Raw genomic sequence first — 19,800 nt, 5'->3', positions numbered from 1 at the left:
TACAAAAGGAGTTTTTGTTTTTATGATTTCAATTCAGCACTTACAAAAAAGTTTCGGAGATAATACCGTACTAAAGCATATAGATTTAACAGTTGAGAAGGGCGAGGTTGTTGTTATTATCGGGCCGTCTGGATCTGGTAAAACGACATTCCTGCGTTGCCTTAACGTATTAGAAACGCCAAACGCTGGTCATATTCGTATCGGTAATAAAGAGCTTAACTTCTCTCAAAAAGTAACGAAGAAAGATATTGTCAACCTTCGTACGCAAACAGGTATGGTATTCCAGCACCATAATCTATTCCCGCATTTAACAGCACTTCAAAATGTAATGGAAGGGCTCGTTACAGTGAAAAAGATGGGGAAAGAAGAAGCGAAGAAAAAAGCAAACTATTTCCTTGAAAAAGTGGGTCTAGCAGATAAAGTGGATTTATATCCGTTCCAATTATCAGGCGGACAACAACAGCGCGTTGGAATTGCTCGCGCGCTTGCGATGGAGCCGGAAGTGTTACTATTTGATGAACCGACGTCAGCACTTGATCCTGAACTCGTTCAAGAAGTTCTGAAGGTCATGAAAGAACTTGCTAAAGAAGGTATGACGATGGTCATTGTAACGCACGAAATGCGTTTTGCACATCAAATTGCGAACCGTGTTATTTTCATGGATGGCGGTGTCGTTGTCGAACAAGGTACACCAGAAGAAGTATTTACAAATCCAAAAGAAGAACGTACGAAGAAGTTTTTACAAATGTTGCAATAAATGAAGGAAGGTCTCAAGGCATATGCCTTGAGACCTTTTTGCCATATATATTTATTTGTGGAATCCGCCAAGGCTTTGCTCAGCCATTGCAACTAGACGTTTTGTGATTTCGCCACCAACAGAACCGTTAGCACGAGCTGTAGAATCTGCTCCTAATTGTACACCAAATTCTTGAGCGATTTCGTACTTCATTTGGTCGATTGCAGCTGTTGCTCCTGGTACTACTAATTGATTTGAAGAATTTTGGTTTGCCATAGGAATATATCCTCCTTAGAGTTATAAAAATTTTTTTGGTTGGACTAGCTGGAGTTGAACCAGATTATCGCCCCGTTTGGCGCTAATCCATCGGTAATTAAGTTTGTACTCATAGTATGGATGTTACCTAGAAAGATATACGAAATAATAATTTGTAAATTTTGTAAAAAAATCTTAGTGATTTCGTAAATTATGAAATAAGAGTAATCGTTGTATTTTTTAGAAAGAAGGCTAAACTAAGAGCGATATGAAATATATTTTTCTTTTTGTATCCTGCTATTTTGAGGTAAATGTAAGTAAGAACGGGGCAAGACGCTCCTATACGTAGCTAGATACAATTATATGGAGGAATCGTGATGGGAATTTGCCCGCTTTGCAACGCATTAGAATCACAAACATATTCTTGTCAAAATTGCCAAAGTATACTCCAAGATTATGGGAAGGCTGTAGATTACATAGACGATTATAGTGCGTATATGGACCAAGAATTATTAAGTGCAGTAGATGGATTGACACATAATAATTCAAATGAATATTGCAATCATATTTTTTATTGCGGAGTATGTAACGTGGAAACAGAGTTTGTAGTAAAACTTGTGTAAATAGAAAACTTCCACCTTATGAATGAGGTGGAAGTTTTTGTTTTTGTATTTGTGAGTGAATCATAGGAGACGGAATATGCTCGTTATTTGAGGAAGTCTCTAATTTTATTTGAGACATTTTTTCTTTTGTATCGCGCAAAGAGTGTTCAGTTAAGTAGATGGCATATTCGTAAAATAATTGGCGCGTTAGTTCACTCTGTTCTTTTAACTTGGCATCTTGGAATACAGTTCGCCCTGGTTTAGAGTTTGCTTCAAAGAGCCACGGGTTTTCCTGCGTGTCTAAACCGATATCAAAACCGATTTCTCCAATATTTCCGGTTACTTGTTCATCGAGTGCGTAACTAATTTGTAAGGCTGTATGTTTTAATTTATTTTCAATTTGAATTTGTTTCGTTGAATCAGGAAAAAGTTCTTGCAGCAATTTCGTATCGCCACCGCTATTTACATGCGTTGTTAAGCTACCTTTGCCAGCAATTTTTGCGACGATTGCACTGACCATCCATTGGCCGAAATGATTTTTATTTGTATGAATGCGGAAATCAACAGGCTGCCCATCGAAGCGTAGCAAGGAGATACCTTGTTGTACGATAAACTTTTTTAAATCATGTCCTTTTAACACATGGTTCAGAAGTGTTTCTAATGATTGGTACTTTCTTAGTTTATTTTCTTCATTTTCGCGATAACGACAGTAGTAGCAATTCTCTGCTTGAGAATAAAATAGTTGATGAATATTTCTACCGAAGCTACCATGAATCGGTTTCATATAAATGGATTTATACGTTCCGAGAAATCGTTCCACTTGTTCGAAGTGCTGAAATGTTTCTGTGTTTGGTAATAACGGCATGATGGATTCATCTTTCATAAGAAGTTGATGTACTTCCCATTTATTAAAAAAACCTGGGTTAAACCAAGGAATAGCATAGTCATGCTCTAGCTTTCTTTTTGCTCTTACGATCGGTTTATAATTTTCGGCTTTCCGATTTGGTAATCGATCGTAAATGACATTCGGTAAAGGGACTTTTTTCTTTATCCACTTTTCCTCTTGAAAGAAATACCCTTCAATTGTTTCGTCTTCCCAGTCTATATGTTGCACACCAAAAACGAATACAAATGGTCGTAAGGTGAATGGTGGAGTTAGTAACTCGCCAAGAGATGTGGAACGGTTCCCTAAAGGATTAGAAGCGTCATCGTTAAAACCAGTTGTGAAAATCCCGATTAATGGTCCGAAAATAATCGTTTCATTTTGTGTGAATGCATGGATAGTAGTGGAATGAGGCAGTAAAAGTTTTTCAGCAATTTGTTTTCCAATTATGATTTCGCGAGTAAAGGAATAATGAATTTTTACATCTTCACTTGCAACATGGCGTAGGCCGAAGGAAAGGGATGTAATTGGTGGTGTAATGGAAAAAATATAAGGTAAAGTAATACTATTTGGATTCTCGTCTGAAATGTTGAATGTATATATGTGCTCTTTCAAAATGGGTTTACCTCCTTTCATTATGGTGTAAAGCGACTGAATTTTAATGGTCCGTGATATATTTTTTCGGCTAATGAATCACTATGACGAATGTAATGTTCGTACGGGGGAATCGTGTTGACATACATAAGCCAAATTGCCCCTTTTTGATCCATAATAGTGGAAAGCTCTAGCTCGAATAATGAAGAATAAGATGCATCTAGCGTTTGAAACACTTCATTTATAATGTCTTGTAAAGCGTCTTGTAACAATTGTACACCGGTACTAGATAGTACGTATTTAATTTTTGAAAATGCATGCAGCGAGGAATCATCGGTTGCCGATAGTAAAAGTTGATTCGGAAATGAACTTTTTTGTATAAACTGACCGATAACGTTCCACTTCTGTTCTTTATTTTTTTGTAAAATGGTTCGAATATGGAGTGGGTATGTTAATTGATTTGGAGGTTGCAGCATTGTATGCGTGATGTAACGTGCTGATCGTATATGAGATTTGTACCAAGATATAAATTCATCAGTTCGTTTAATTGGAGTAGAAGTATGGTAAGCATCATTTATCGTATCAACATGAAACGTTTTATTTTTATAAACGACCCGGTACAAACTTTCATTGGAATGTGCGTTAGTAGGACGTATAATAATATCTTTTGTTTTTAATAACAGTTTGAAAATGTTGTGTATCGTTGCTATTTCAAATTTTGGTATATAAGGAGATAATTTTTTATTCGTGAGAAATACATCATGTAGTTCGCTTAAGTCAATGAGTGTGTTATTTAAAAAGGTAGTGGAAGCACGGTTGTGTAATGAGCGAATAATTGACTTTGCTTTTTCGACGTTTGTTTCCTCGTTAAAAGAAGAACGATCGTATATATAAGAAGGAATAGGGAATATTTGCTCTTTCCATTTTCCTGTATCTGTATCATAAATCAGACCAGAAATAAGATCTGTTTTAGGGTCAATACCAAACGGCGTAAACTGGGCAACGACATTATGATAAAGCCGAGCGCGTTTAGCGATTTCGGTGTAATACGTTTGCTCATAATGAGGGTGAGAAGTTAAAATACCGAGAACCAACGAAATCACTCCTTTACTAACAAAATGTTGGCATAATAGGCGAAGCTATATATTGCAAATACGTTTTTATACCATTATACTTTTGTCCGTATGATGATATGCTATAGTTTTGGAGAAGCGAAAGGTTGATTGTAATGAATATATGGTTAAGTATGTTAACGACGACAGGGCTCGGAGCGATTATTGGAGGATTTACAAATCATTTAGCGATAAAAATGTTATTTCGTCCTCATCGCCCTATGTATATTGGGAAGTTTCAAGTGCCATTTACACCAGGATTAATTCCGAAGCGCCGCGATGAGCTTGCTGTTCAATTAGGGAAAATGGTTGTAGAACATTTGTTAACGCCAGAAGGAATCGGCAAGAAGTTAACAAATGAAGAGTTTCAAAAAGGTTTAATCCACTGGGCACAAGTAGAAGTGGATAAAGTAATTACGAATGAACAGTCACTGCGACACATGTTAGAAAAATGGGACGTAGCGCATGTAGAAAAAGAAGCAACTGAGAAAATCGAACAGGTGATTACAGAAAAGATTCAGGCATTTTTAGAAGAGTACTATACATATACATGGGAACAAGCTTTACCTCATTCTGTTCATGAAAAAATAGAGAATGCAATTCCAAATGTCTCGGCGTTTATTTTAGATCGAGGAATCAGTTTTTTTGAAAGTGAAGAAGGGAAAGCGCGTCTTTCAAAAATGATTGATGATTTCTTTGCTTCTAGGGGGACATTGCTTAACTTAGTCGGAATGTTTTTAGGGAATGTAAGTGTAGTGGATCGTGTGCAGCCTGAGGTTATTAAGTTTTTAGGGCAAGATGGCACAAAGCAGCTTTTAACTGAAGTACTGCAAAAAGAGTGGGAGAAGTTAAAAGGAAGAGATGTAAAAGAATTAGAAACGTTTGTAGAAAAAGAAATGATTGTAAGCTCCATATTGTCTGCAGTTAAAGTGGAGGAAACAGTGAGCAAGTTTTTAAATCAATCTGTGCAGCAAGTATGTGAGCCAGTTCGAGAAACAATTATGGAAAAGGTAGTCCCAAGTGCAGTAACGAAAGGCTTGAAGTGGGGAGCAGAAAACGTAGCGAGTATACTAAATAATCTCCACTTGGCTGAAATTGTGCAGCAAGAAGTGTCCACATTTTCCACGGAGAGACTAGAAGATTTAGTGCTGTCCATTACAAAAAATGAACTGAAAATGATTACGTATTTAGGTGCCTTATTAGGCGGTATGATTGGAATCGTGCAAGGGTTATTACTGTTGTTTCTGAAATAATAAGATATGTACATACAAATAAAAGTGAAATTTCTTCACATCTCTTGCATAGTTTGATATGGTAAGAAGAGGTGCGTATGTAAATGCACGTAAAAGGCAGTGCGTATGATAAGCGCTAGCCTTCTAAAGGAGGAAAAATAAAATGACAAAAAACATTCATGATGTAGCATATGAATTACAAAAAGCAATCGCTGAAAACGATGACTTCAAAACGTTAAAAGAGAGCTACGCAGCAGTTCAAGCTGATGCAGCTTCAAAGAACTTATTCGATGAGTTCCGCACAATGCAACTTAGCCTACAACAAAAAATGATGCAAGGTCAAGAAATCACTGAAGAAGACAACCAACAAGCACAAGAAGTTGTAGTTCGCATTCAACAAGATGCTAAAATTACAAAGTTAATGGAAACTGAGCAACGCTTAAATGTTGTAATCGGCGACGTTAACAAAATTATCATGAAGCCACTTGAAGAATTATATAGCGCGCAACAACAAGCGTAATAGTGGAAGACGCCCCTTGTATGGGGCGTCTTTTTTGTTTAGGGAATTTGATAGTTAGACCACAAAACCTCACTTTCAAAATAGCTATTTTGAAAGTGGTATGTAGTACATCCGTTAATTCTTTTTATTGCTGTTAATTGAAGTTTTAATGTTTTTTTCGTTTAAAAACTTTTCAATCTCTTTTTGCTTCCGTCCATTAGCTTTCTCAAGGTGCTTCGTAAAAGAAAAATCGGCTTTGAATAAGTTACCATCTTGGGCGAGTTTGTTTAATTCTTGATCTAGTTCTACGAAAATAGCCGTAGATGATGACATAAATTCATAGATTTCTTTTGAAGGTTTTTTATAATCAGTAGGTAAATTATTATTACTAATAAACTCATGGAAATTCATATCGTTTTGTTTCGCTAGATCGATTAGTTTTTGTAATTTTTTTCGATCGGAATCAGTGAAATTCTTATCAGGAGTTGTTGAGGCAAGTGGAATGATGTTTTCAGATAACTCCCAGCTATAATCTATATAATCTTTTATATTTTTTCTCATTTCATCTTCGTTAATCGTTTCATTCTTTTTTGAGGAAGTGAATATAGTTTCCGGAATTTTAACCGTAACATCTTTAATAGATTGTACATCGTTTTCTTCCTTAGGTTGTGCACTGTTTGAACAAGCTGATAGAAATAAAACTGTAAGTAGCATGAGTGAATATAAAGTATATTTCTTCATTTTAATCTCCTTTTTTATTCATTAGTGTCTTTGTAAAATAGCTATATTCCATTTCAAATACTTTACTAAAAGTGCGTATATATGTTTGACCATTTGATAACATACGACGGATATGAGTAAACCGACGCAAAAAGCGATGAACACATTATAAACATCGGAATAACTAATTTGATGAAACCCTTTAAAGAATCCTAATCCTATTAATAAAATAGGTGAAATAATTAATACTGGAGTGGCAATGATTAGTGCTAGAAGAAAAGGTAATAAAAAGAGTAGTACGAAAAAGGCGATAAAGATAAAGGCAAAGTTTAAAACACTTAAGCTCATAACAGAAAATAGTGCAGTTATCATATTTTTGAAGCTTCGTTTCTTGTCAGCATTGCTTATTGCATAGGAAACATTAAGTTCTTTAGCAATAGCTTTAGGGTTTCCTAGTTTTTTAGAAATTTCTTCTTCGCATATTCCATCCTGTTTACCACTAATAAAATGAGTTTCGTACTCTGAGATGATATCCTCCTTTTCTGAATTAGGTATATTCCGTAGGGAGGAACTAAGTTGGCTTAAAAATTCACTTTTGTTCATTGTAATCACTTCCCTTTATAAAATAATGAATTATAGCTGAGAATTCGCTCTTTTTTGAGAGGGGGATATACTAACTACGAATGTTATTCCAATTAATGGGTGTTCCAATATTTACAAATATATCATTTAGTAGTGTTCTTTGCAAGGTACTGTAAACATTTTGGTACCGTGATGAGATGGAAGTTTTTTATATTTTTTCGAGAAAATATGAAAATATTATTTTAAGATAAATAAAGGGTTGTAAGCGCATTCCTTAATGAGTGTCATAAAACTGTCAAATTCATATCGTTGGAAAAATAATGCATTTGTAATATAATGATAAATAATACTTCACCACGTTAATTAACCAGGTGAAGTTTAAAATCTTTATTACACAAATTATGAAACAAAGGAATGGTTAGTTTGAGTACAGGTGTAAAAGCAAACGACGTGAAGACAAAAACAAAAGGAGCAGATCTTGTTGTTGATTGTTTAATTAAACAAGGTGTTACACATGTTTTCGGTATTCCAGGAGCGAAGATTGACTCTGTATTTGATGTACTGCAAGAAAGAGGACCAGAGTTAATTGTTTGTCGTCATGAACAAAATGCAGCATTTATGGCAGCTGCGATTGGTAGATTAACAGGAAAACCGGGCGTATGTCTTGTAACTTCAGGACCAGGGACATCAAATTTAGCGACAGGTCTTGTTACTGCGAATGCGGAGAGTGATCCCGTTGTTGCTTTAGCTGGTGCAGTTCCACGTACAGATCGATTAAAACGTACGCACCAATCTATGGATAATGCTGCACTATTCGAACCAATCACAAAATATAGCGTAGAAGTAGAGCATCCTGATAATGTGCCAGAAGCATTATCAAATGCATTCCGAAGTGCGACTTCCACAAATCCAGGCGCTACTTTAGTAAGTCTTCCGCAAGACGTTATGACTGCGGAAACGAATGTAGAGTCTATCGGTGCGCTTTCTAAGCCACAGCTTGGAATCGCTCCCACACATGATATTACATACGTAGTAGAAAAAATAAAAGCAGCGAAATTGCCGGTTATTTTACTCGGTATGAGAGCAAGCACAAATGAAGTGACGAAAGCTGTTCGTGAATTAATTGCGGATACAGAACTTCCTGTCGTTGAAACATATCAAGCAGCTGGTGCGATTTCACGTGAATTAGAAGATCATTTCTTCGGCCGCGTTGGCTTATTCCGTAACCAACCAGGTGATATTTTACTAGAAGAAGCGGACCTTGTTATTTCTATCGGTTATGACCCAATTGAGTATGATCCGAAATTCTGGAATAAACTTGGGGACAGAACGATTATTCATCTTGATGACCATCAAGCAGATATCGATCATGATTACCAACCAGAGCGTGAATTAATTGGTGATATTGCCTTAACAGTAAATAGTATCGCAGAAAAATTACCGAAACTTGTGTTAAGTACGAAATCAGAAGCAGTATTAGAACGATTACGTGCGAAATTATCAGAACAAGCAGAAGTTCCAAATCGTCCTTCAGAAGGTGTTACGCATCCACTTCAAGTGATTCGTACACTTCGTTCTTTAATTAGTGACGATACAACTGTTACATGTGACATCGGTTCCCATTCTATTTGGATGGCGAGATGTTTCCGTTCTTATGAACCACGTAGATTATTATTTAGTAACGGTATGCAAACGTTAGGTGTTGCACTCCCTTGGGCAATCGCAGCTACTTTAGTAGAACCAGGTAAAAAAGTAGTTTCCGTATCAGGTGACGGTGGTTTCTTATTCTCAGCGATGGAGTTAGAAACGGCGGTACGCTTAAATTCTCCAATCGTCCATCTCGTTTGGAGAGACGGCACATATGATATGGTTGCATTCCAACAAATGATGAAATACGGCAGAACATCAGCTACAGAGTTTGGGGATGTTGATCTTGTGAAATATGCGGAAAGTTTCGGGGCGTTAGGTCTTCGTGTTAACACGCCTGATGAATTAGAAGGGGTATTAAAAGAAGCATTAGCAGCAGATGGTCCTGTCATTATTGATATTCCAATTGACTATCGTGACAACATTAAATTAAGCGAAAAATTATTACCAAACCAATTAAACTAATGGAGGCAGATTTGAGATGACTGTTGCGCAATTAATTGATATTGATGCAAAAAAAACGAAAACGAGTAATGAAGTATATCAAACATCTACAATGCTTGCGCTATTAGATGGTATATATGATGGTGTGATTAGCTTTGAAGATTTGAAAAAACGTGGTGATTTCGGTATCGGCACATTTGATCAGTTAGATGGTGAAATGATTGCGTTTGATAACGAATTTTATCATTTACGTTCAGACGGTTCAGCAGAAAAAGTAGAGCCAGAAGAAACAACACCGTTTGCGACTGTAACGTTTTTTGAGAAAGAAATGAGTTATACAGTGGAGCATCCGATGAATCGTGAAGAAGTGGAAGCTTTATTACATGAATTAATGCCGAGTAAAAACCTATTTTATGGTATTCGAATGGATGGTACGTTCCGCGAAGTAAGAACGAGAACGGTTCCAAGACAAGAAAAACCGTATACACCACTCGTTGAAGTGACGAAATCACAACCAATCTTCTCATTTGAAAATACAGAAGGTACGCTTGCTGGATTTTGGACACCAGATTATGCGCAAGGTATTGGTGTAGCTGGATTCCACTTACATTATATTGACGATGAAAGAAGCGGAGGCGGACATGTTTTCGACTATGTTGTTGAAAACTGTACGATCCAAATTTGTCAAAAAGCTCATATGCATTTAGCACTTCCAGAAACAGCTGACTTTATGGCGGCTGAATTATCTAGAGAAAACTTAGAGGATAATATTGCGACTGCGGAAGGTGCGGAGTAAAAAGGGAGAGACTGTTCCATTTTGGAACAGTCTTCTTTTATTTGTAATGTTATTCCTTGTCGAATCGTTGATATATTGTGAGTTATGATAGATATATTCGAAAAATCGTTGATATCGTTTATCCCGCTTTAATGGGCAGTAAGATCCCCACTTCCAAATTCAGCGAAAGCAAAGAAGTTAGGCGGGGGATCAACTGCCCATAAAAGTCCGATTGGTTCAACTAATAATCAGTGGGGGATGAAGGCACTCCCCACTGATTAAAGTTTCACTTTATTTCTTTGAAACAAACGGATGCCCCTCATAATAAAAACGCCACGGATAATGTACAGCTTCTTCTGCATAGTCGATATTAATACGAGGTCCTGCTGTTATTTTATATTGTGATGATATGTGTTCTTCTTCTGGGACGAGTTCAATATGCAATGTGTCACTTTGTAATGATACGCCTCGTTCTTCTAAAGTGATTCCAAGGGCACGACATAATTTTCCAGGTCCGTTCGTTAAGTTTTTATACTGTGCTTTTGTAATGTCTGTTTTGTTGTAGCGCGCTAGTTTTATTTCTTCTATTCCATCTACCGGCTCAAGGGCTCGAATGAGAACACCTTGCGGGGTGCCTACTGGTGCTGTAATGACGTTAAAACAATGGTACATACCGTAAATTAAATATACGTAAGCATGTCCTGGCGCACCAAACATGACTTCCGTACGATCCGTCCGTCTGCCGCCGTAACTATGTGCGGCCTTATCACCCGGACCTTTGTATGCTTCTACTTCAACAATGATTCCACTTCGCTTTATTCCATCTACAATATGAACAAGTTTCTGTCCGAGTAATTTTTTTGCGACTTCTAACGTATCGCCTTCATAAAAGGAAGGTGGTGCTTGCATTGTACTATCTCCTTTACTAAGTGTATATGTATATAGTAAACCAAATTTTCAGTAGTAATTCTAACTCGTTCTATTTGCTACATTTATTTCATAAATTATGGATAGAGTACAACAGCGAAGAGGGGGAGTGCGACATGATTTATCGCTTACTAGCTCTTAACATAGATGGGACACTACTATACAACAACGGAAAAATTGCAAAAGGATTAAAAGAAACAATTGAATTTGTAAAAAGAAAAGACGTATACGTTACATTATTTACGAGCCGGAATTTTCAGTCCGCTCATAAAGTAGCAAAGGCGTTAAAATTAGATTCTATATTAGTGACACATGGCGGTGCTTTCGTTTCAGCAACTTTAGATAAGCCGTACGTTCAAAGAAGATTATCGGAAGAGAAGACATTTAACATTGTGCAAGTATTGGAGCATTTTGACTGTAACGTCCGCATTTCTCATGAACGGTTTTCAATCGGAAATCGTGAGAGAAATACACCAAACTTAATTGCGCGTACTGTGCTATCGAGTGCGGATCCGTTATTTTATCCAGTTCAATTTGTAGATTCGTTAGGTGATGCGCTTCGTGATCATCCAGTCGCGGCGCCAAAAATTGATGTTCTTTTCCAAACGAAAGGTGAAAAAGAAAGAGGACTGAATACATTAAGAAAAGCGTTTCAAGATATAGAGTATATTGAATGTGATTCAAAACGAATAGAAATTTTGCCACAAAATGTATCAAAATTACGTGGATTACAATTGCTTGGAGAGCATTTAAATATTTCGTTAAACGAAATGGTTGCCATTGGAGATAGCATGGAAGATTTAGAGGTTATTGAAAATGTGGGTCTCGGGGTAGCGATGGGGAACGCGCCTGTAGAGGTAAAACAAGCGGCCGACTGGATTACACGTTCAAATAGTGAGAACGGCGTAGAGTATATGATTAAAGAGCATTTCCGCAAGCAATTCCCGCTTCCGTTTTTGAAGAATCATAAAAATACACCGAAACGATAAAGGAAAAACGTAGCTTTTGGCTACGTTTTTCTTTGTTTAAGCTTCAATAACTTTAAGCATTCGATTTAAAAATGCGGCTGCTTCAGCGCGTGTTGCTGTGCCTTTTGGTACGAATTCATTTCGTTCGTTACCTTTTACAATTCCGTATGCATAAACATTTTGTAATGCTTTTTTATCGTATGCTAAGTGTTGGTCAGTGAATGGTAATTTCACTTCTTTTCTATAAATCCAGTTATATTCTAATGCACGGTCAATCATAATAACAGCTTCATCACGTGTTATTGTAGCATTGGGATCAAATTTATTATTCCCACGACCATTAATGATCCCTGCGCTAGCGGCGCGGTTAATTCCATCTATTAAAGATGGGTGTGCTTCGTTTAAGTCTGTAAATTTAGCGTTTCCAGCAGGTAATTTTAAAGCTCTCGACATTAAATTTGCAAACTCAGCTCGTGTCACGAGGCGGTTTGGCCAGTAAGAACCATTGCCGTCACCGAACATGATTTTTCTAGCAGCTAATTGACGAATGTCTTGCTCATACCAACCACCTGCAATGTCGTCTTTTTCATGAGGGACTTCTGGCGGCGGCATAACATCTTTACGATGTTCGTTATAGTAAGCGTTCGTGCCCTTTAAGAAAGCATCCCATTGTCCGCGCTGAATCATAAATGCAGGGCAGTTTTTTCCGCTCCAAAATTGATGCTTTTGAACGTGATCTAGAGATATGTTTAATTCATTCATTAAGAAAGCAGCTAACTTGCGCGCATTTTCTACCGCTTTCGTATAATTTCCATCACTATTCACAGCAATTTCAATTCCGATAGATTCATAGTTTCCAGTTTTATCTCCAGCATGCCACCCAACTTCATTTAGCGGAAGATGTTGATAAATTTCTTTGTCATCTACTGTAAAATGCCAAGACGCTGAACGATCAGTATTTCCGCGAGCTTGATTATCTAAGTACTTCGCATGATTTAAAGCGTTCGCACCTTTACTTGTATTAGCAGTTTCATGAATTGTAATGTATTTCGGTTCCATTGCGTAGCCAGGGCGAATATTTTCATTTCCTTTTGGAACAATCATTTCTTTAAAAGTAACACCATAAACGTTATTTGTAGGTAAATTAGATGGTGTTTTGAAGAAAGTTGCGCTTCTCTTTTCGATAGCACCTGTTTTTTCAAATAATGATGCTTTCGTACCGTCGAATGTAGCTGAAGGAGCATAAATCCATTTCTCAGTTCCGTTCATTTGAATGTTAAACCAATTCCCAGCTTGTTCAGTAGGAGTTACTGTTTGTGGCTGTAATTTCGTTTCTTCTTTAAACGATTGGAAAGGGAAGGAATATACTGATGCTTCTTCTGTTACGATTAGTTTTTGATTCGAGAGTTTATGAATCTCTTGTACTTCTAAACTATTACTTTCCTTATTAATCCAGCCAGCACCAAACGTAGTTTGTATGTAATATGCATTCCCTTTTTTCTTCGTTGCTTTTACTACTGGTTCAGCAATTTCAATATTTGTTTTCGTTTTTAAGTCATTTGAATTGTATAGTGGAAGTTTTGTTGATAAGTGGAGAAGATATTCACCCGAGATTTCAAGGTCGTTTTCTTCGTCATGTCTATGCTGTTTTGCATGTTCTTCAATGCTTTTTAAAGCTTGTTCATCCATAGACAATTCCGCAGTTTTTTCTATACTTTCTGCGAATGAATGGGTAGGCGCTACAAATGTTTGTAATGCCAAAGATAATGCTAAAATGTTGTAAAACTTTTTTTTCATAGTTGTTTTAACACGTGATAGTCTTTCGTGCGTGTTAAGAGTCCTCCTTTATATGTATTTAAATTAGTAGCAAGTACTAATACGTTCTAGATTGTAACAAGAGTATATTCTAATGTCTATACAACTAGGGAAAGTTCATGAAAAATCAATATTCAGTTTGTTTTAAATAGGATATGAAAATAAGGTAAAACCTTCTGTATTGACCTGCAAACGCCCTTCAAGTAAACTAAAGAGAGTTTGCAAATGAAAAGGTGATAATGTTGTTAATTTCAATTAAAACGTTACAAGATGATCGTTTTTTACGTCCGCTACAAAATATTGGCGGCTTATTTTTTGAAGATAGTACGATTGGATTTGAACAAGAGGAAGCAAATCTTATCGTTGATATACACATTGAAGAGAATGTGAAAGCATCAGCTCGTTTAACAGATGTTGCGACTGGAAATGTGTATGAAGAAACATTCGCAAAAGATTTATCTGCTTTTACAGATGAAAAAGAGCGTATGAAGCAAGTGAAGCACGTTGTTTCTTATGTATATCTTTCTGTTCTTCAGCAGTTAACTGGTATTGAACAAAGCTGGGGTATTTTAACTGGAGTTCGTCCAACGAAACTTCTTCATAAAATGCTTCAAAACGGTATGTCAAAAGAAGAAGCACACCAAGAACTTCGTGAAAGTTATTTAATTCATGAAGAGAAAATTGAACTCCTTCAACGTATCGTTGATTGCCAATTAGCGGTAGTTCCGGATTTATATCGTTTGAAAGAGGAAGTAAGTATTTATATCGGTATCCCATTCTGCCCAACAAAATGTGCATATTGTACATTCCCGGCGTATGCAATTAACGGACGTCAAGGCTCTGTTGATTCATTCTTAGGTGGTTTACATTATGAAGTTCGTGAAATTGGTAAGTTTTTAAAAGAAAAAGGTGTAAAAGTTACGACGATTTATTACGGCGGCGGTACACCGACAAGTATTACAGCAGAAGAGATGGATATGCTGTATGAAGAAATGTATGAAGCGTTCCCAGATGTGAAAAATGTGCGTGAAGTAACAGTTGAGGCAGGTCGCCCAGATACAATTACGCCAGCGAAGCTAGAAGTGTTAAATAAATGGAACATTGACCGTATTAGTATTAATCCGCAGTCATACCATCAAGAAACATTAAAAGCAATTGGACGTCATCATACTGTAGAAGAAACAATTGAGAAGTATCATTTAGCTCGTGAAATGGGAATGAATAATATTAATATGGATTTAATTATTGGTCTTCCTGGTGAAGGGTTAGATATTTTCAAGCATACACTAGATGAAACAGAAAAGTTAATGCCAGAATCATTAACAGTTCATACGTTATCATTTAAACGTGCTTCTGAAATGACGCAAAACAAACGTAAATATAAAGTAGCAGGTCGCGAAGAAATTACAGCGATGATGCACGAAGCAGAAGAGTGGACGCAAAAGCATAATTACGTACCATATTACCTATACCGTCAAAAGAATATTTTAGGTAACTTAGAGAACGTTGGTTATGCAATGCCGACGCAAGAAAGTATTTACAACATTGTCATTATGGAAGAAGTACAATCAATTATCGGACTTGGCTGCGGGGCATCAAGTAAATTTGTTCATCCGAAGACAGGTGCAATTACGCACTTTGCGAATCCGAAAGATCCAAAATCATATAACGATGGCTTCGTAAAATATACAGAAGATAAACTGAAAATTTTAGAAGAGCTATTTGCATAAGAAGAAAGGAGCTGTTCCGAGTCGGGACGGCTTCTTTTTTATCTTGTCAGTTTTTGTCGGTAAGTCGATATATCTGGAAAATCGCCGATATAATTCAAGTTGCGCCGATATATTTTGAAAATCGCCGATATAATTCAAGTTGCGCCGATATATCCGGAAAATCGCCGATATAATTTCACTTACCCCCAAAAGCGGAACTGTTTGTAAAACTATGTCGATAATAATCAGAAAAATTAGACGAATCATTAAAGGACAATGTCTACTTATGGACGAAATGATAGATTTATGAAAGAGAAAAGGGGGAAATTGTTGGCATGTACATGACGATAGGGAGAATATTTGATTTATCTGTTGGTAAGTATCCGAATAAAGAGGCGTTAGTGGAACCAGAAAAAAATATTCGCTGGACGTATAAACAGTGGAATGAGCAAATAAATAAAACGGCGCATGCTCTATTAGAAGAAGGGGTAAGAAAGGGCGATACGGTATCTGTTTACTTATATAATTGCCGTGAATTTGTAAACGTTTACTTAGCCTGTGCAAAAATTGGAGCGATCTTTAACCCAATTAATTTCCGCTTAAAAGCAAAAGAAGTATCTTATATTCTTCAGGATGCATCCTCGAAAGTCGTTGTTTTTGAAAAAGCAGTTGAGCCAACTGTCGCTATCATTGAACGAGATTTTCCGAATTCGTCTTTTTGGTATGTAGAAGACGATACACCTTCTTATGCAAGTTCTTACCATGAAAAAGTGAACGCAGCATCTTCTAAGAAAATAGATATCGAAATTAATGAAATGGATTATTGTTCGATGCTGTATACGAGCGGTACGACTGGTCATCCGAAAGGTGTATTACATCGCCATCGTGAAATGGCTGAGCATAGTATGATTTGTACGTATTTCCTAAAATATAATCGAGATAGTGTCGGACTTGTCGTTGCACCTTTATATCATTGCGGTGAGCTGAATGCTGGAATTATCCCGCGTATTCAAGTTGGCGGAAAGAATGTTATTTTACATCATTTTGATACGGAAACAGTATTACATACAATTCAAGAAGAGAAGATTACGACATTCTTTGCAGCACCGACGATGTGGAATATGCTGTTGCAAAAAGATTTAACGCAGTATGATTTAACGTCAATGAAGATCGGTATATACGGCGGGGCTGCAATGGCGCCAGCATTAGTGAAGGAATGTAAAGAACGTCTTTATATTGATCTTGTTCAAATATACGGAATGACAGAAATGGGACCAGTTGTTGCGTTTCTCGTAGAAGAAGATCAAATTACGAAAGCAGGTTCAGCAGGCACGCCATGCTTTAGTCATGAAATTCGAATTGTAAAACCAAACGAAGATGCACCGGCAGAACCAGATGATGTATTGCCTCCTTATGAAGTAGGAGAGATTATTTTGCGCGGTCCAACTATGATGGCTGGTTATCATAACCGAGAAGAGGCAAATGTAAAATCGATGTATAAAGGGTGGTATCACTCTGGTGATTTAGGTTACTTCGATAAAGACGGCTATTTATTCGTCGCAGATCGCGTGGATGATATGGTGATTAGTGGCGGCGTTAATATTTATCCACGTGAAATTGAAGATTTTCTCCATAGTCATCCTGGTATATTAGATGTTGCGGTGCTTGGTGAGCCGGATGAATTATGGGGAGAACGTGTTGTGGCAGTTGTTGTGAAGAAAGATGAAACAATTACAGAGGCTGATTTAGAAACGTATTGTAAAGAAAGTGATGAATTAGCAGATTATAAACGTCCACGTCATTATTTATTTGTGGATGAACTTCCTCGTAATGCAAGTGGGAAATTACAAAAATTTGTGCTGAGAGAGTCGTTGAAAGGCGCGAAAAAGTAAGCGGTAGAACGGTTGTCTATACAGATAAAGCTATCTTTTTTAATAAGAAAAGATAGCTTTATTTTTTTAAATGATTAAAAAAGTAGTATGTATCTTTTATTTAAACGTTCTCTTATTATTATATAAAAATATTTTTCGTAGCGTTTTATTTTGCTTACGAATGTATATATGTCGCTTTAGATAAGGTTTTTTTGATTTATTCATGTGGATTTTATAGATTTTGAGATAATAATTTCAGTAAGAGTAGAATAAAGTTATGAGAGAAGAATCATCGCTGAAAGATAAAGATAGCCAATCATCAGATGACCATATGACTGAAATGGTCATTAAGTATATTTTGGTATTATGAATATAATAACAAATTAATATGTAAATAAACAGTCTTGTAATGTATTTTTATTAGGAATAGTATTTATTGTTGGCTGCCCAAAAAAAGTAGAAATGAATAATATAGTTAATGAATTGTATTGTTTGCTATTTTATGTCGTATCACTAACGATGGTTTGATGCTACAAATAATCTTTAATTCGTATCCCCCTTATTTTTAAGGGGTATTTTGAGTGGAATCGATCTCACGATTAAAAATTTAATGATTAATATTGGAGGCGTTATGAGTACATATTTAAAGAGAATTTCTGTAATTTGTTTTATTTTCACCGTTATAATAGGACAGGTTTTCACACCTATTATAGGACATGCTCAAGAATTAAGAACATCGGGAATAGTCGATAGTTTTACAATCGAAAAAACAAAATTAACTTATGGGGAAAAGACTAGCATACATGTAAACTTTAGCGAAAAACCCGGCAAAGAGATGAAGGCAGGGGATACATTAACGTTAGCGCTACCGCCAGAATTAATAGGATTTAGTGGTACGATTACATTAAAGGATGAGTCAGGACGTGTTTTCGGTACGTGCCAGATTAATGCAAATAGTGTAGTTTGTACATTTAATGAGACGGTAGAGGAACGCGAAAATATTCGCGGGAGTTTCAATTTCACTGTCCAAGCTATGAATGTAGAAGCAGGAAAAACGAAAGATATACAAACAAACTTAGGGACAGATTTAGAAAAACAATCGGTTAGCATTACTCATCCGAAAAGTGAAGGTAACGAACCGGGAATCTTTTTCTATAAAGTTGGTGATATTCAACCAAACAACAGTGATGAAGTACGTTGGTTTTTAAATTTTAATTTAAAGAAACAATATTTACACAACAACATCGTTTTGAAAGATACTTTACAAGAGGGGCAATTACTTAAAAAAGATAGTTTTACTGTAACTATTAATAATAAAGAATATTTGTCTCTTGAGCAATTTCAACAGCGAGGCTATGGATATATAAATTTTACGGGTGATAACTCGTTTGAAGTTGTCATTTATAAACATATGGGGAATGCTACTTCATTTACCGTTGCTTACAAATCTACGATAACTGAAAGTGGGAAGAAGTTAAAGTTTCTACAAAATGACTATAAACTTGATTATCAAATTTTAAATGAAAAGCCTACTTCTGAATCTAATAGCGCAAAGGTTGAAAATATATCATTTGGCGGCGAAGCTGAAGGCGATTTACCTGCAAAAGGAACGCTGCAAATTGTTAAGCATATTGAAGGAAACGAAGGGAAAGTTATCCCAGGTGTTTCTTTTGAATTGTATACAGAGTCAGGACAGAAAATTGGTGATTCTTATACAACAAATAAAGAAGGAATAGTGGAAGCCTCAAATCTTACTCCTGGTAATTACTATGTGCAAGAAATTAATGCCCCGAAGTACGTAGAGTTTGATCCGAAAGCAAAAATTCCTTTCACAATTAAGAAGGATGATGTAAACGGAATAAAACTTATGATCCCAAATAAGTTAAAAACTACATCTGTTATAGGAACGAAAAAGTGGGAAGGCGACAAAGTGAATGATCGCCCGGAAACAATTAAAGTGGACTTACTGCAAGATGGTAAAGTTATTGCAACGAAAGAAGTTACTGCTGCCAATGGCTGGAACTATGAGTTTGGAAAGTTACGAGCATTTGATAATGAGGGAAAAGCTTATAAGTATGAAGTGAAAGAACAACCAGTATCAGGATATCAGTCGAAAGTGAACGGATATGATATTACAAATATAAAGATACAGGAAGCAATAGAAGTAGAAGAGCAAAATAAAGAAGAAACAACAGAAGATCTGAAAGAGTTAGAAAAACCGGAAGAGCCAAAGGTGACAGAAGAGCCAAATGTGCTAGAGAAGCCAGAGGTAACAGAAAGACCGGAAATCTGGGTAAAACCAGAGGAAGAAGAAGTTGAAGAAGAAACAACAGAAGAACTAGAAGACTTAGAAAAACCGGAAGAGCCAAAGGTAACGGAAGAGCCGAATGTGTTAGAGAAACCAGAGGTAAAAGAAAAGCCGGAGATCT

17 protein-coding genes are annotated in these 19,800 nt (G+C 36.4%); 10 read left to right on the top strand and 7 right to left on the bottom strand.

From position 1 onward, the window contains the following. Positions 1-22 precede the first annotated feature (22 nt). Positions 23-757 (top strand): amino acid ABC transporter ATP-binding protein, encoded by a 735-nt coding sequence (locus PDQ40_RS23720; RefSeq protein ID WP_000623602.1) that lies wholly within the window; start codon positions 23-25, stop codon positions 755-757. A 51-nt stretch (positions 758-808) separates the two neighbouring features. Here PDQ40_RS23720 and sasP read toward each other — a convergent pair whose 3' ends face one another. Continuing rightward, positions 809-1,012 (bottom strand): small acid-soluble spore protein, SasP family, encoded by a 204-nt coding sequence (gene sasP, locus PDQ40_RS23715; RefSeq protein WP_000013338.1) that lies wholly within the window; start codon positions 1,010-1,012, stop codon positions 809-811. A gap of 356 nt (positions 1,013-1,368) precedes the next feature. Here sasP and PDQ40_RS23710 point away from each other — a divergent pair, with 356 nt between their 5' ends. Continuing rightward, on the top strand, positions 1,369-1,614 hold the full coding sequence (locus tag PDQ40_RS23710; protein WP_000510467.1) for a hypothetical protein: 246 nt from the start codon (positions 1,369-1,371) through the stop codon (positions 1,612-1,614). A gap of 16 nt (positions 1,615-1,630) precedes the next feature. Here PDQ40_RS23710 and PDQ40_RS23705 read toward each other — a convergent pair whose 3' ends face one another. Together PDQ40_RS23705 and PDQ40_RS23700 are read right to left on the bottom strand one after the other, a co-directional pair. Beyond that, entirely contained in the window at positions 1,631-3,091 is a 1,461-nt protein-coding gene (locus tag PDQ40_RS23705) for a YheC/YheD family endospore coat-associated protein (RefSeq protein WP_214328621.1), read from the bottom strand. A gap of 20 nt (positions 3,092-3,111) precedes the next feature. Next, positions 3,112-4,164: a YheC/YheD family protein gene (locus PDQ40_RS23700; RefSeq protein ID WP_000242706.1), complete on the bottom strand. Its 1,053-nt coding sequence runs from the start codon at positions 4,162-4,164 to the stop codon at positions 3,112-3,114. 134 nt (positions 4,165-4,298) lie between these two features. Here PDQ40_RS23700 and PDQ40_RS23695 point away from each other — a divergent pair, with 134 nt between their 5' ends. Both PDQ40_RS23695 and PDQ40_RS23690 read left to right on the top strand, forming a co-directional pair. Then, positions 4,299-5,435, top strand: coding sequence for a DUF445 domain-containing protein (locus PDQ40_RS23695; RefSeq protein ID WP_270691690.1), 1,137 nt, complete (start codon positions 4,299-4,301; stop codon positions 5,433-5,435). Between the two features lie 142 nt (positions 5,436-5,577). After that, entirely contained in the window at positions 5,578-5,934 is a 357-nt protein-coding gene (locus tag PDQ40_RS23690; protein ID WP_000164606.1) for a YlbF/YmcA family competence regulator, read from the top strand. 114 nt (positions 5,935-6,048) lie between these two features. On the opposite strand, the gene PDQ40_RS23685 is transcribed toward PDQ40_RS23690, so the two are convergent. Together PDQ40_RS23685 and PDQ40_RS23680 are read right to left on the bottom strand one after the other, a co-directional pair. Then, the gene (locus PDQ40_RS23685; protein WP_074540878.1) at positions 6,049-6,654 is read right to left on the bottom strand and encodes an NDxxF motif lipoprotein; all 606 of its coding nucleotides are present in this window, start codon (positions 6,652-6,654) and stop codon (positions 6,049-6,051) included. A gap of 21 nt (positions 6,655-6,675) precedes the next feature. Continuing rightward, positions 6,676-7,236 carry a DUF1700 domain-containing protein gene (locus tag PDQ40_RS23680; RefSeq protein ID WP_001042981.1) on the bottom strand — a complete coding sequence of 187 codons (561 nt, stop codon included), beginning with the start codon at positions 7,234-7,236 and terminating at the stop codon, positions 6,676-6,678. Between the two features lie 402 nt (positions 7,237-7,638). Between PDQ40_RS23680 and alsS the strand changes: the two genes are divergently transcribed. Both alsS and alsD read left to right on the top strand, forming a co-directional pair. Continuing rightward, entirely contained in the window at positions 7,639-9,327 is a 1,689-nt protein-coding gene (gene alsS, locus PDQ40_RS23675) for an acetolactate synthase AlsS (protein ID WP_000103506.1), read from the top strand. A 16-nt stretch (positions 9,328-9,343) separates the two neighbouring features. Beyond that, complete coding sequence (alsD, locus tag PDQ40_RS23670; protein ID WP_073541940.1) at positions 9,344-10,102, top strand: alpha-acetolactate decarboxylase; 759 nt, start codon at positions 9,344-9,346, stop codon at positions 10,100-10,102. Positions 10,103-10,372: 270 nt separating this feature from the next. Here alsD and PDQ40_RS23665 read toward each other — a convergent pair whose 3' ends face one another. Then, on the bottom strand, positions 10,373-10,990 hold the full coding sequence (locus PDQ40_RS23665; protein ID WP_001148802.1) for a DNA-3-methyladenine glycosylase: 618 nt from the start codon (positions 10,988-10,990) through the stop codon (positions 10,373-10,375). 134 nt (positions 10,991-11,124) lie between these two features. Here PDQ40_RS23665 and PDQ40_RS23660 point away from each other — a divergent pair, with 134 nt between their 5' ends. Beyond that, complete coding sequence (locus PDQ40_RS23660) at positions 11,125-11,997, top strand: Cof-type HAD-IIB family hydrolase (RefSeq protein WP_270691689.1); 873 nt, start codon at positions 11,125-11,127, stop codon at positions 11,995-11,997. Between the two features lie 36 nt (positions 11,998-12,033). Here the strand turns inward: PDQ40_RS23660 and PDQ40_RS23655 are convergent, their stop codons facing one another. Beyond that, positions 12,034-13,773 carry an S-layer homology domain-containing protein gene (locus tag PDQ40_RS23655; RefSeq protein WP_000726515.1) on the bottom strand — a complete coding sequence of 580 codons (1,740 nt, stop codon included), beginning with the start codon at positions 13,771-13,773 and terminating at the stop codon, positions 12,034-12,036. A gap of 257 nt (positions 13,774-14,030) precedes the next feature. On the opposite strand from PDQ40_RS23655, the gene PDQ40_RS23650 reads away from it, so the two are divergent. The 3 genes from PDQ40_RS23650 to PDQ40_RS23640 form a co-directional block, all read left to right on the top strand. After that, entirely contained in the window at positions 14,031-15,521 is a 1,491-nt protein-coding gene (locus PDQ40_RS23650; RefSeq protein WP_001998823.1) for a coproporphyrinogen III oxidase, read from the top strand. A 314-nt stretch (positions 15,522-15,835) separates the two neighbouring features. Next, the gene (locus PDQ40_RS23645; protein WP_000282004.1) at positions 15,836-17,392 is read left to right on the top strand and encodes a fatty acid--CoA ligase; all 1,557 of its coding nucleotides are present in this window, start codon (positions 15,836-15,838) and stop codon (positions 17,390-17,392) included. 610 nt (positions 17,393-18,002) lie between these two features. After that, the coding region (locus PDQ40_RS23640) for a Cna B-type domain-containing protein (RefSeq protein WP_270691688.1) at positions 18,003-19,800 on the top strand (1,798 nt) is incomplete at its 3' end.

The sequence above is a fragment of the Bacillus cereus group sp. Bc061 genome, assembly GCF_027715825.1.
Classification (GTDB): domain Bacteria; phylum Bacillota; class Bacilli; order Bacillales; family Bacillaceae_G; genus Bacillus_A; species Bacillus_A paranthracis.
Note: the sequence above shows the minus strand (reverse complement) of the source record. Positions and strands in the feature narration are given on the sequence as shown.

Bases quoted from the DNA above. Each gene is read 5' to 3' on its own strand.
- PDQ40_RS23720 (WP_000623602.1), top strand. From the start codon at position 23: ATGATTTCAATTCAGCACTTACAAAAAAGTTTCGGAGATAATACCGTA.
- sasP (WP_000013338.1), bottom strand. From the start codon at position 1,012: ATGGCAAACCAAAATTCTTCAAATCAATTAGTAGTACCAGGAGCAACA.
- PDQ40_RS23710 (WP_000510467.1), top strand. From the start codon at position 1,369: ATGGGAATTTGCCCGCTTTGCAACGCATTAGAATCACAAACATATTCT.
- PDQ40_RS23695 (WP_270691690.1), top strand. From the start codon at position 4,299: ATGAATATATGGTTAAGTATGTTAACGACGACAGGGCTCGGAGCGATT.
- PDQ40_RS23690 (WP_000164606.1), top strand. From the start codon at position 5,578: ATGACAAAAAACATTCATGATGTAGCATATGAATTACAAAAAGCAATC.
- PDQ40_RS23685 (WP_074540878.1), bottom strand. From the start codon at position 6,654: ATGAAGAAATATACTTTATATTCACTCATGCTACTTACAGTTTTATTT.
- PDQ40_RS23680 (WP_001042981.1), bottom strand. From the start codon at position 7,236: ATGAACAAAAGTGAATTTTTAAGCCAACTTAGTTCCTCCCTACGGAAT.
- alsD (WP_073541940.1), top strand. From the start codon at position 9,344: ATGACTGTTGCGCAATTAATTGATATTGATGCAAAAAAAACGAAAACG.
- PDQ40_RS23665 (WP_001148802.1), bottom strand. From the start codon at position 10,990: ATGCAAGCACCACCTTCCTTTTATGAAGGCGATACGTTAGAAGTCGCA.
- PDQ40_RS23660 (WP_270691689.1), top strand. From the start codon at position 11,125: ATGATTTATCGCTTACTAGCTCTTAACATAGATGGGACACTACTATAC.
- PDQ40_RS23655 (WP_000726515.1), bottom strand. From the start codon at position 13,773: ATGAAAAAAAAGTTTTACAACATTTTAGCATTATCTTTGGCATTACAA.
- PDQ40_RS23650 (WP_001998823.1), top strand. From the start codon at position 14,031: ATGTTGTTAATTTCAATTAAAACGTTACAAGATGATCGTTTTTTACGT.
- PDQ40_RS23645 (WP_000282004.1), top strand. From the start codon at position 15,836: ATGTACATGACGATAGGGAGAATATTTGATTTATCTGTTGGTAAGTAT.